Annotated in this window: 10 protein-coding genes; 8 read left to right on the top strand and 2 right to left on the bottom strand. The window is 37.3% G+C overall.

All coding sequences use genetic code 11. From position 1 onward, the window contains the following. The first annotated feature begins 544 nt into the window (after positions 1-544). The 3 genes from ACLJX0_RS10585 to ACLJX0_RS10595 all read left to right on the top strand — a co-directional run bounded on the left by ACLJX0_RS10585 (position 545) and on the right by ACLJX0_RS10595 (position 3,780). Positions 545-1,468, top strand: coding sequence for a helix-turn-helix domain-containing protein (locus ACLJX0_RS10585; RefSeq protein ID WP_410880314.1), 924 nt, complete (start codon positions 545-547; stop codon positions 1,466-1,468). 95 nt (positions 1,469-1,563) lie between these two features. Continuing rightward, positions 1,564-2,760, top strand: a complete 1,197-nt coding sequence (locus tag ACLJX0_RS10590) for an MFS transporter (protein WP_410880315.1) — start codon at positions 1,564-1,566, stop codon at positions 2,758-2,760. A gap of 108 nt (positions 2,761-2,868) precedes the next feature. Continuing rightward, positions 2,869-3,780, top strand: coding sequence for a DMT family transporter (locus tag ACLJX0_RS10595; protein ID WP_410880317.1), 912 nt, complete (start codon positions 2,869-2,871; stop codon positions 3,778-3,780). Here the strand turns inward: ACLJX0_RS10595 and ACLJX0_RS10600 are convergent. Further along, entirely contained in the window at positions 3,777-5,246 is a 1,470-nt protein-coding gene (locus ACLJX0_RS10600; RefSeq protein ID WP_410880319.1) for a lipopolysaccharide biosynthesis protein, read from the bottom strand. The two genes, ACLJX0_RS10595 and ACLJX0_RS10600, sit on opposite strands and share 4 nt — an antisense overlap. A gap of 137 nt (positions 5,247-5,383) precedes the next feature. On the opposite strand from ACLJX0_RS10600, the gene ACLJX0_RS10605 reads away from it, so the two are divergent. The 5 genes from ACLJX0_RS10605 to ACLJX0_RS10625 all read left to right on the top strand — a co-directional run bounded on the left by ACLJX0_RS10605 (position 5,384) and on the right by ACLJX0_RS10625 (position 9,784). After that, positions 5,384-6,238, top strand: a complete 855-nt coding sequence (locus ACLJX0_RS10605; RefSeq protein ID WP_410880321.1) for a glycosyltransferase family 2 protein — start codon at positions 5,384-5,386, stop codon at positions 6,236-6,238. 67 nt (positions 6,239-6,305) lie between these two features. Further along, positions 6,306-7,052, top strand: coding sequence for an MlaE family ABC transporter permease (locus ACLJX0_RS10610; RefSeq protein WP_410880323.1), 747 nt, complete (start codon positions 6,306-6,308; stop codon positions 7,050-7,052). Between the two features lie 4 nt (positions 7,053-7,056). Then, positions 7,057-7,830, top strand: a complete 774-nt coding sequence (locus ACLJX0_RS10615; protein ID WP_410880324.1) for an ABC transporter ATP-binding protein — start codon at positions 7,057-7,059, stop codon at positions 7,828-7,830. A gap of 393 nt (positions 7,831-8,223) precedes the next feature. Continuing rightward, positions 8,224-9,096, top strand: a complete 873-nt coding sequence (locus ACLJX0_RS10620; RefSeq protein ID WP_410880326.1) for a pirin family protein — start codon at positions 8,224-8,226, stop codon at positions 9,094-9,096. A gap of 91 nt (positions 9,097-9,187) precedes the next feature. Further along, a complete protein-coding gene (locus ACLJX0_RS10625) occupies positions 9,188-9,784 on the top strand; it encodes a hypothetical protein (protein WP_410880328.1) in 597 nt (198 codons plus the stop codon). Between the two features lie 304 nt (positions 9,785-10,088). Here ACLJX0_RS10625 and ACLJX0_RS10630 read toward each other — a convergent pair whose 3' ends face one another. After that, on the bottom strand, positions 10,089-12,119 hold the full coding sequence (locus ACLJX0_RS10630) for a M3 family metallopeptidase (RefSeq protein ID WP_410880330.1): 2,031 nt from the start codon (positions 12,117-12,119) through the stop codon (positions 10,089-10,091). Between the last annotated feature and the right edge of the window lie 62 nt (positions 12,120-12,181).

Here is a 12,181-nt window from a genome sequence, read left to right on the forward strand (position 1 = left end):
TGACTATAGCTGAAAACATCAAACAAATTTAATATAAGCCCTAAGGTGGTTACAAGCACTAATCCTCTAACTAATTTATCCATTTTTACAAAATTTGAAATTAATTCCCCCTTTAACAGAAATAACTTCTATAACAGAAATCTAAATTGATACCTATCTTTTTCTTATTTTAAAAAATTTAGTTCATCCTCTGCTGAACTACTAACAAAAAACATTCCACTTTTGAAAACCCCGATTAGAAACACATGCTCAAATCATATACTTTTTTAAAATTTATAGCCAATAAAACAAACCAAAGCGTTATAAAAATTACAAAAAAACCATTAAACCCATTATATACCCTAAAAAACACACTAAAAATCTATTTTTTAATTCTATTTACTGAAAAATAGGAACAAAAAATGAATGAAGCTACTAAAAGAAAAAGAAATTTAATTGAAATTCTATGCTGCTCAAGGAAGTGCTAAAAAAATAATACATTGAGTTTAACTCGTCAATTTTTATTTGATTTTTGTAATTTTATTGCCCTATAATTCACTGTGATATGAGTAAAGATTTAGAAACCATAGCCGATTATTACAAAGAGAGATCCTCCTCCTCTCTTTCTCAAAATTATGCGTTTAACATTCATGAATATAAAACGGGGACTTCGCATTTTAATATTAATATGCGCAAGTATTGCAGTTTCACCACGCCCTACAATCGTCGTGACTTTTACAAAGTAGGACTTATTATCGGTCGAGGAGAATTGCATTACGGCAGCCATTCGATTACCATTGACCGACCCGCTTTATTCTTACCTTGTCCAACAACTCCCTACTCCTGGACGTGTATTGAGAAGAAACAAGAAGGGTATTTTTGTTTGTTTAATTATGAATTCTTTACCGAAAATCGAAATTTAGATTCTTTTAAAAAAACGTCTTTATTCAAAGAATGGGGCAAACCTTTGATTTTTCTAAGCCCTGCTCAATTAGAGATTGCGCATACTTATTTTCAGCAAATGTACACCATGGCACAATCGAATTACCCGCTTAAGTACGAGGTAATCCGAAATTTACTCGCCTTATTACTACACCAAGCGCTCGAACTAAAAGTGGAAGATATTGCCATAGAGGAACAAAGTGCATCTATGCGTTTATTTCGCCTGTTTGATCAGCTCGTTAACAAGCAGTTTCCTTTAGATTCTCCTGCGTATCCTTTGGCGTTACGCCGTCCTGTGGACTACGCCAACAAGCTCAACGTTCATGTCAATCACTTGAACTCCTCCATCAAATCGGCAACAGGAAAAACAACTACTCAACACTTGACCGAACGCCTTTTACTGGAAGCCAAAAACTTACTGATCAACACCGATTGGGATATTGCACAAGTTGGGTATACTTTAGGCTTTGATCAACCCTCTCATTTTACTCATTTCTTTAAAAAACACGTCAAACAGACTCCTTTACAATTTAGAAACCAATTTTAAAATTCTTTGATTTATACAAATATACCTTTGTCTTTTTTAAGGTAGCTCGGCAGTTGTTCTTTTACTTTTGTATCCGTAAAACAACGATTCATCTTATGCTTAGAGAAGCTACAAACCGCAGAAAAAAGCTAGCTACCATACTCGCTTTTAGTTCTATTCCTTTATCCGGCTTTGTAACGGATATCTATTTACCTTCTTTTCCTTCCATGGCCAATGATTTAGCCATTACCGAAAAAGAAGTACAACTGACCTTAACTTGTTATTTATTAAGCTATGGTATTTCTCAACTTTTTGTAGGTAGCATCCTCGATAGTATTGGTCGATATAAACCGCGTTTAGTTGCTTTGCTCTTTATCATACTTTCCAGTGTACTCATTGCTTTAACAAACGATATTCTCTTCATTTGTTTACTTCGCATCTTACAAGGAATTGCCATTTCTATTCTAGTCATCGCTACGCGAGCTATTTTTATGGATATTTACGAAGAACAACAACGGATTCACTACCTCAGCTATTTTACTGTCGTGTGGTCGTGTGGTCCTATTTTAGCCCCCTTTCTGGGAGGATACCTTGATGCGTTATTTTCTTGGCAGGCCAATTTTTATTTTCTAGCCCTATACGCTGGTATTCTCTTGATTTTAGACCTATTCATCAGTGGAGAAAGTATTCCAGAAAAGAAGAAATTCAATGTAAATGAAACCTTACAAGTCTATAAAATGATGTTGAATAATACTCACTTCATTACAGGCATCTTAATTTTAGGGATGAGTTACTCGATTGTTATGGTATTCAATATTACAGGTCCGTTTTTAATCGAAAACACCTTCAAGCAAAACTCCATTGTTATTGGCTATTGCACGTTAATCCTAGGTTTTTCGTGGATGTTAGGTGGAATCATTGGGAAGAAGAGAATGCACGTTCCCTTTCAAGCGCGTATTATGCATCCAATTTATACCCAATTAACGCTTATTCTCCTCTTACTTGGCGTTAGTTATTATATCGAAAACTTGTATCTCTTGATGTTTGGGTTATTTTTCATTCACATTTGTTCAGGAACCTTATTCAACAATTTTTTCACGGCAACCATGCTTACTTTTCCTAATAATTCAGGAACAGCAGGTGGATTGATGGGGGGATTAACCTATGTAATCACCTCATTTACAAGTTTTTTAATTTCCTCTTCTGGTGCTATCGACACCCAATTTCAATTAAGTGCTCGATATCTAGTACTTATTATTTGTCTTTTGGGAATTATCTTTTACGTAGTTCACTTGAATAAAAAAACACAATAGGAAAATAAAAAAGAATCCAATTCAGGAGGAAATACGTACCTTTGCCGCCGCTTAGCCGCATTTTGCGGCTTTGCTTTTCTATCATACAACTAATTCGCATTGCCTATTATGGGACTAAATACTAAGTTTCTAGGTTTTTCAGCGGCTATTTTTGCAGCTGCCCTTTGGGGAGTATCAGGAGCATTTGCTCAGTTCTTATTCAACGAAAAAAACTTCAATGCCGAATGGCTAGTTACCGTTCGACTGCTTATCTCTGGAAGTATTATGCTCGCTCTGGGTATTCTAAAAGGCGATAAAGACGTATGGCACATCTGGAAAAATAAAAAATACGCCGCTCAATTGGTTGTATTTAGTTTCTTGGGGATGCTCTTAGTACAATATTCCTATTTCATCACCATTTTTCACTCCAACGCAGCAACAGCTACTGTGCTTCAGTATATTGGCCCTGTATTTATTGCTATTTATTTAGCCTTACGCCTAAGAAAATGGCCAAAACCTATTGAAATATTAGCCATTGGCTTAGCAATGTTGGGAACGTTTTTACTTGTTACCCACGGGGATATTAATAGTTTAACCATCACACCGACGGCCTTAGTCTGGGGAATTATCTCCGCCATTGCACTAGCCGCCTATACTATTTTACCCATTCACCTCCTAAAAGAATACAGCCCAATTGTCATCATTGGATGGAGCATGTTAATTGCTGGAACAGGAATGGCTTTGGTATACCCTCCAACGCATTTCCCAGGTATTTGGGATATGGAAACTTTTTGGGCCGTTGCCTTTATCATCCTATTTGGCACCTTAATTTCTTTCTATATTTTCTTAGATGCCATTAACAATATCGGGCCGCAACGCGCCAGCCTCTTAGCTTGCGCAGAGCCACTATCCGCTACGTTAATCGCCGTTTTCTATTTCGGTGTTCACTTTGAGTTTCTCGATTGGTTGGGCAGTAGCTGCATTATTTTGACCATCCTCCTATTAACCAAAATCAAGAAAAAGGAAATTCCAGAAAACTAAGACCAATAACGTTTTACTAGTGCCAAAAAACGCTGTTGGATTAAAATAACCCAATTGGTTGTAAAGAGTAAAAAACCACTGCAAAGCAAAATAAATCCAACGCGAACAACTAAAGTTAAAAAAAAGCTGTGGTTCAATAAGGGAATATAAAACCCTAAACCCAAGGCTAAAAGCATGCATAAAAACAACTTGCCAAACGCAAAATCAAAAGGCCATAATTTCATCTTGAGGTAAATGTAAATTACCTTTCCGAGGTTAAACAAGGTTAAACTAATTAAAGACGCTAGTCCAACTCCCATAATACCATAGGTTGTTTGGGTTAAAAACCAAAGATTCATCCCGACATTCAACACCATTAAAAACAGAATCGAAACAAGGTTAAAACGGTAGTACTTGGAATAGGAAATAATTTCTGAATTGAATCCCGTAGACATATTGATTACGCCATTTATTCCCAACAAATAAATAATAGGAATAGAAGGCGCTAGTTTTTCATAAGTTGGCAACAAGCGAAATAGAGGATCAATTCCAACAGCTACACAAGAGAACAACAGCATACCGATAAAGAACATGACACGGGCAACTTCTTTGTACTTCTCATTGAGTTTTTTCAACTGCACGTTTTTAATCAAATCCGAGATTACTGGTGCATAAAGCGCAAAAACACCGGTAGCTGGAATGGCTAAGGTAGAAGCTAAAGTAACCCCAATATTATATGTTCCATTGGCTTCATACGAAATGAAGTACGGAATCATTAAGGAATCCACGCGAAATGCAAAAAAAGATCCAAAACTTCCTGCAAAGGCAAACAGACTGTAGGCATAGTAATCCTTTTTCTTGACCTGATCAAAGAGATCTTGGTAATTTCGACTCAGCTTATACGGATATAGTTTATAAATATACGCCCCAATAACCACGGTAATTAAACCATAACTAACAATATACAAGACTAACCCTTGATCAATGGTTGTGGTGGTGTAAAGCGCTAATAAAAAGATACCAGGCAATGCCAATTTAGGAATGATTTTTTCAAAAAAAGTGGGAAAGGATATTTTTTGCAAATTAGTTGCTTGTCTGCGAAATAGCTCAATATACGCCATGGCAATTGCCAATGGAAAAGCAAATACCACGTATTTAAAAGAAGTATCAGCGTAAAATAAGCGAATAATCACCAGAGCGATTCCCACCCAACAAGCTAATTTACCGAGGGAAATTAAGCTATAACTGAATAATTTTTGCTGTAATTTTTCCGCTAATTGAGGATAAAAATTAATCAAAGCATGCGTGCTTCCCAATACAATAATGGGATACATAATTTGCGCACAAGCATCTACAAAGCGAATAATCCCCAGCATTTCTTTATCTTGAGGATAAATCAAGACCGTAGAAACAACGCCAATCACTACGCCTAAATAGTTAATTAGCGTAAATAAAAATGCTTGTTTGGTTGAAATACCATTCCCCATTGTATGTCTTTCCTTGATTCGTTTCTACAAATATACTGGCTATTCGATGCTTAACTACATTTTTTTATATTTTTGTGTGATTGGATACTGAAAGTGGTTGCTTTCAAAAAACATCCCCCTTGTAAATTACCTATTTCATGAAGTATATTGTTATTATTCCTGCTTACAATGAAGCCGCTTACCTCGCGAAAACCTTGGAGAGTTTAGCGCTTCAAACCTTACTTCCTGAATGGGTTTTAGTAGTGAATGATAGTTCTACGGATCAAACAGCCTCTATTGCAGCAGCATTTACTACACAATACCCTTGGTTGCACCTGACGACTAAAACATCAGCGGCTATCCATTTACCAGGGAGTAAAGTTGTTCAAGCTTTTAACCACGGATTAGCCTTATTGCCAGAAACAATTGCATATGATGTAATCGTCAAGTTAGATGCCGATTTAATACTTCCACCCCACTATTTCGAAACTGTAATCCAAGAATTCACCGCCAATCCTACACTGGGTATGGTTGGAGGAGTTGCACTTATAGAAAAAAATGATACTTGGGTAATGGAAAATTTAACCGATACGGATCATATTCGAGGGGCTTTTAAGGCATATCGCAAAGCGTGTTTTCAGCAAATCGGAGGGCTTCAACCCGCTATGGGATGGGATACCGTAGATGAATTACTCTGTCGCTACTACCACTGGAGTATCTTGGTGCGTCCAGATTTACAAATCAAACACCTTAAACCCACCGGTGCACAATATGATAAAAAAGCGCGTTATAAACAAGGTGAAGCCTTTTATCGCCTCCACTATGGCTTGTTGATTACTATCATTGCTAGCGTGAAATTAGCCTCTAAAAAAGGTAAACCGCTTTTGTTTCTCGATTATATTAAAGGCTATTTCAAAGCCAAAGCGAATCGAGAAGCCTATTTGGTTACCGAAGAGCAAGGTAAATTCATTCGCCACTACCGTTGGAGCAAAATAAAGTCGAAGTTGTTTTGATACTTTTTTGAACTTATAAACCTAAAAACTCATTTGTAATTGGTAATTTAGCCGATATTTATTTTTTATGATTAAAACTGGATTAACAAATATTGGTCAGTACTTCATTATGCTGAAAGAAATTTTTAGCAAAATGACGAAGTGGAAAGTAATGAAAGAGCTTATATTCAAAGAAATAGATGATTTAATCATTGGTTCTCTCGGAATTGTTTGCTTCTTATCTTTTTTCGTTGGAGGTGTTGTTGCTATTCAAACGGCCTTAAACTTAACCAATCCCTTAATTCCAAAATATTTGATTGGATTTGCAACGAGACAATCAGTAATCTTAGAGTTTGCCCCTACCTTCATTTCAATCATTATGGCGGGAAAAATGGGTTCTTTTATCACTTCTAGTATTGGAACCATGCGGGTAACAGAGCAAATTGACGCTCTTGAAGTAATGGGAATCAGCTCATTGAACTACCTCGTTTTTCCTAAAATGGTGGCGGTATTGTTGTACCCTTTCGTCATTGGCATCAGTATGTTTTTGGGCATTCTAGGTGGATGGTTTGGTGGTGTAATGGGTAATTTTGTCACCTCAGAGCAATTCATCATTGGATTACAGGATACATTTATTCCGTTTCACATTACCTATGCCTTCATCAAAACAACCCTTTTTGGTTTCTTATTGGCAACCATTCCTTCCTACTTTGGATACTATATGAAAGGTGGAGCTTTAGAAGTGGGAAAAGCCAGTACAACGGCCTTTGTTTGGACTAGTGTGGCCATTATCCTTACCAACTATATATTAACCTCACTCCTTTTAAGTAATTAGCAAGATGATTGAAGTAACAAACATAGAAAAATCTTTTAATGACACGAAGGTTTTAAAGGGAATCACCACAACGTTTGAAACAGGGAAAACCAATTTGATTATTGGTCAAAGTGGATCAGGAAAAACCGTATTCTTGAAAACCTTATTGGGTATTCACGCCCACGATCAAGGACAAATCATCTTTGATGGACGAGACTATGCAGAAATGAATAAACACCAACGCCGTGATTTGCGTACCGAAATGGGTATGGTATTTCAAGGTAGTGCGCTTTTTGACTCCATGACCGTAGAAGAAAACATCGCTTTCCCTATGCGCATGTTTACCAATAAAAGTGACAAAGAAATTATGCATCGCGTCAATGAAGTAATTAATCGCGTAAAACTAATCAATGCCAATAAAAAGAAACCGTCTGAAATATCAGGAGGAATGCAGAAAAGGGTAGCCATTGCTCGCGCTATCGTAAATAACCCTAAGTATTTATTCTGTGATGAGCCTAACTCAGGATTAGACCCTAAAACGGCCATTGTCATTGACAACTTGATTCAGGAAATCACCCACGAATACGATATTACCACCGTTATTAATACACATGATATGAACTCCGTTTTGGAAATTGGAGAACACATTGTCTTCCTAAAGAATGGGGTCTTAGCCTGGTCAGGAAACAATAAAGAAATTATCCAAACAGACAACGAAGATGTTGTGGATTTCGTCTATTCTTCTGAACTGTTTAAAATGGTTCGAGAAGCCATGCGACACCTGGGATCTAGTAAATAGGTAATGCGTGATGCGTGATGGAAAATGAGTGATGAGTGAAAAAAATTTCAATACTAAAAAAGAACTTCTTTTATAAGAGGTTCTTTTTTTTTGCGCGGTTTGTTTTTTGCTTTTTTGTTGTTTGTTCTTTGGCCTATCTCACCAAACCCTCACCAAAATCCTCACCAAATCCTCACCAAATCCTCACCAAATCCTCACCAAATCCTCACCAAATCCTCACCAAATCCTCACCAAATCCTCACCAAATCCTCACCAAATCCTCACCCAAATCCTCACCCAAATCCTCACCCAAATCCTCCCCATCACCCATTACGTACCTCACCTCCTTTCTTATTTTAGATTAAGTGCTCGTTCACTCCTTTCAAACTAACTTTGAGTATAAACTAAAAGGATATGAAAACAAAGAATATTGAACAAATCGCAGCACCGAGACCGGCCCATTTTGTAGGAGATGGTTTCCGAGTACACAATTTTATTCCAGGGATTCCAGGAATGAGTATGCAACGCATGGATCCTTTCATTATGTTTGACTACAACTCCAAGTACCATTTTGGACCGAGTGAAATTCCAAGAGGTGTAGGTGTTCACCCCCACAAAGGATTTGAGACCGTGACCATTGCCTATAAAGGTCGTGTAGAGCACGGGGACAGTAGCGGAGGTGGTGGAATCATCGGTGAAGGGGACGTACAATGGATGACAGCTGCTTCAGGAGTTTTACACAAAGAGTTTCACGAAACAGCCTGGAGTAAAACAGGCGGAGAATTTCAAATGGTACAATTATGGGTCAACCTCCCTGCAGAAGCAAAAAAAGGGAAGCCTAACTATCAAGCCATTGAAAATACGGCCATGCCTCATTACAACTTACCTGACGAGCAAGGGTATATTGAAGTGATTGCAGGAGAATACCAAGGGGTTAAAGGACCAGCTACTACCTTTACTCCAATTCATATGTCTAACCTAAAAGCCAAAGCTGGTGCGCAAGTGACCTATGAATTCCCGACAACCTACACTACCCTACTCTTAGTACTAGAAGGACAAATCAAAGTCAACGGACGAGAGGTATTTCTTGATCATGTAGCTGTTATGGGACACGATGGTGAACAATTTACGGTAGAGGTAACAGAAGACGCGGTGGTATTAGTACTCGCGGGACTCCCAATCAAAGAGCCTATTGCACATTACGGTCCCTTTGTCATGAATACACAAGAAGAACTACTCCAAGCCTTTGACGATTTTAACACGGGTAAATTCGGTACTTGGAATTAATACATACGAAAAAAGGTGTTGCTAAACGACACCTTTTTTTATCTTTTATTTTCTCATTTTGTGAATTCTATTACATTTGCAACTAAAAACCATGCGTAAAAGAATCGCAATCATTGGCTTATCAACAAGTCTATTACTGGGCTTGAGTATTGGATGTACATCTAAAAATACAACAACCGAAAAGCAACCTACAGCTAATAACACAACTACTGAACAAGCAGAGCCCACACAAAAAACACCTCAATCTGCGGATAAAGAGGAGTTAAAACTCAATGGTACAAATCCGGACTTATATGCTCTCTCTGAAGAACAGATGTTGATGATGTTGAATGAGCCTGATCAACAACGCCTGCAAAAAGCCATTCAAATTGTATCCAACAACATCGCGGAAACGGTTGATTTATATACCGAAGAAGATGAAATTAATTTTGACGAATGGCATGCCGTGTACTGTAAAAAAGTGGATGGTTTAACTTTTACGGGCATGATGCAACTAGCCGAACAACTATTAACGGAAACCAAGCAAAATACGCAAACCACATTAAGAGAAGAAATCACAGCATTAAAGGCAAATCCAGAAGAGGGTCAAGAAGAAGCTTTGTTATTTTTACAAGAAGAACTTAAAAAAGCAAAGAATTTGCCTACTACTATTGACACTTATGTGTATAATGAAGAATGTTTTTTGTAAAATATAAAATCATTTAACTGTTTTTTTATAATTTTAAGTCCATTATAAAAAAACACCTTTCAAAATTAATGATTTTTTCTTTTTTTATTTGTTAATAAATTAGTTTTTACCTATATTTGAATTATAAATTTAACCTAAAGGAGGAAATCCTTCGTTAATTTTAGCTGTGCCCTGTGTTTTTAACAAGAGCATACAAGACAAGTAAAAAAATCCCAGGTGGATAAAAGATAAGTTGAAAAAAGAAAAAGTGATGTTGTTAAGTGTAAAAAAAGAGTTCCAAAATTTTGGAACTCTTTTTCGTTTATTATGCTAATAATCCTGCTCTTCTTAATAACGCTTCTGGAGTTGGTTCTTGCCCTCTAAACTTTTTATACAACGTCATCGGATGATCCGTTCCACCTTGAGAAAGTACATGATTTTTAAAGGCTGTCGCTACCTCTTTATTGAAGATGCCCTTTTCTTTGAAATAAGCAAAGGCATCTGCATCGAGTACTTCCGCCCACTTATAGCTGTAATATCCTGAAGAGTAACCTCCTTGAAAAATATGTGAAAATGAAGTACTCATTGCATTTTCTGCCACATCAGGGTATTGTTGTGTCGCTTTAAACTGTTCTAATTCGAATGCTTTTAAGTTCGTAATACCCGTTGGATCCTGTCCGTGCCATCCCATATCCAATAGGCCAAAGCTCAATTGACGTACCGTTGCCATCCCCTCTAAGAAGGAAGCGCTTTCTTTGATTTTTTCAACATATTCCATTGGTATAACTTCTCCCGTTTGATAGTGTTTCGCAAATAAGGCTAAAGTTTCCTTTTCATAACACCAGTTTTCCAAAATCTGACTTGGCAATTCAACGAAATCCCAATATACATTTGTACCTGATAAAGAAGGATAAGTCGTATTGGCTAACATTCCATGCAAAGCATGACCAAATTCGTGAAACAAAGTTGTGACTTCATTAAACGTCAACAACGATGGTTTAGTTGCAGTGGGTTTAGTAAAATTGCATACAATAGAAATATGCGGTCTTACATTCACCCCATCTAATTTGTACTGATTCTTGAACGACGTCATCCAAGCCCCATTTCGCTTTCCTTTACGTGGAAAGAAATCCGTATAAAATACAGCAACAAAATCTCCCGTTGTTGTAGAAACCTCAAATGTACGCACGTCTTCATGATATGTTTCAATATCGAAAACTTCTGTAAAAATTAAATCATAAAGTTTATGTGCTACTTGGAACGCCCCATCCAATACCTTTTCTAGTTGAAAATACGGTTTTAAGATTTCATCATCTAAATTAAAACGCTGCTGTTTTAATTTTTCCGCATAGTAACTTCCATCCCATTTTTCTAAATGATCTAAGCCATCCAATCGCTTAGCAAAAGCCGTTAATTCCTCAAACTCCTTATCTGCTGCGGGTTTCGCTTTCTGTAACAAGTCTTCCAAAAACGCATTCACTTTTGCTGGAGATTGGGCCATACGCTCTTCCAACACAAAGTCAGCATGCGTAGCATACCCCAAAATAGTAGCTCGTTCATGTCTTAATTTCGCTATCGTTAAAACATTGGCCTCGTTGTTAAATTCGTTGGCCTTAAAAGCCTTTGTACCTGCAGCAATCGCCAATTCGCGACGCAAAGCTCTATTCTCAGCATAGGTCATAAACGGAATATAGCTTGGGTAATCTAGGGTGAAAATCCAACCTTCTTTATTTTCTTGTTGGGCTAATGCCTGTGCTTCCTCCTTAGCCCCTTCTGGTAATCCTTTGACATCTTCTTCTCGGGTGATATGCAATTGGTAGTTATGCGTCTCAGCCAGCACATTTTCGCCAAATTTCAAGGAAGTCGTTGCTAATTCCGCATCAATAGCACGGACGCGATTCTTTTGCTCTTCCGACAACAAAGCCCCATTGCGCACAAAGTTTTTATAGCTTTTGGTTAACAACGTCTTTTGTTCTGTCGTCAAGGTTAACTGTTCCAATTGCTCATACACCAATTTTACGCGAAGAAACAAAGCCTCATTTAACAAGATGTCATTTCCCAATTCAGCAAGCAAAGGCGCTACTTCTTGAGCAATCTTTTGCATTTCATCATTGGTTTCTGCCGAATTTAAATTGAAGAAGATACTCGATAACGTATCCAGTTCCATCCCAGAGAAAGCCAAGGCTTCGATAGTATTTTCAAAAGTAGGCGATGCTGGATTAGCCGTTATCGCCTCAATGTCCGCTTTGGCTTTTGCAATTGCTTGATCAAAAGCGGATTTATAATCGGAGATTTTTATTTGTGAAAATGGTGCAGTACCATGTTTTGTAGTAAAAGTAGTATCGAATACAGACATAGAATTCAAATTTAATTTAAGGTATAAAAATACAAATTTATTCAGCGAATGAAAAGAAAGAC

This window comes from Myroides sp. DW712 (assembly GCF_046557355.1).
Lineage (GTDB): Bacteria > Bacteroidota > Bacteroidia > Flavobacteriales > Flavobacteriaceae > Flavobacterium.

Coding starts and splice junctions, on each gene's coding strand:
- ACLJX0_RS10585 (WP_410880314.1), top strand. CDS start 545: ATGAGTAAAGATTTAGAAACCATAGCCGATTATTACAAAGAGAGATCC.
- ACLJX0_RS10590 (WP_410880315.1), top strand. CDS start 1,564: ATGCTTAGAGAAGCTACAAACCGCAGAAAAAAGCTAGCTACCATACTC.
- ACLJX0_RS10595 (WP_410880317.1), top strand. CDS start 2,869: ATGGGACTAAATACTAAGTTTCTAGGTTTTTCAGCGGCTATTTTTGCA.
- ACLJX0_RS10600 (WP_410880319.1), bottom strand. CDS start 5,246: ATGGGGAATGGTATTTCAACCAAACAAGCATTTTTATTTACGCTAATT.
- ACLJX0_RS10605 (WP_410880321.1), top strand. CDS start 5,384: ATGAAGTATATTGTTATTATTCCTGCTTACAATGAAGCCGCTTACCTC.
- ACLJX0_RS10610 (WP_410880323.1), top strand. CDS start 6,306: ATGATTAAAACTGGATTAACAAATATTGGTCAGTACTTCATTATGCTG.
- ACLJX0_RS10615 (WP_410880324.1), top strand. CDS start 7,057: ATGATTGAAGTAACAAACATAGAAAAATCTTTTAATGACACGAAGGTT.
- ACLJX0_RS10620 (WP_410880326.1), top strand. CDS start 8,224: ATGAAAACAAAGAATATTGAACAAATCGCAGCACCGAGACCGGCCCAT.
- ACLJX0_RS10625 (WP_410880328.1), top strand. CDS start 9,188: ATGCGTAAAAGAATCGCAATCATTGGCTTATCAACAAGTCTATTACTG.
- ACLJX0_RS10630 (WP_410880330.1), bottom strand. CDS start 12,119: ATGTCTGTATTCGATACTACTTTTACTACAAAACATGGTACTGCACCA.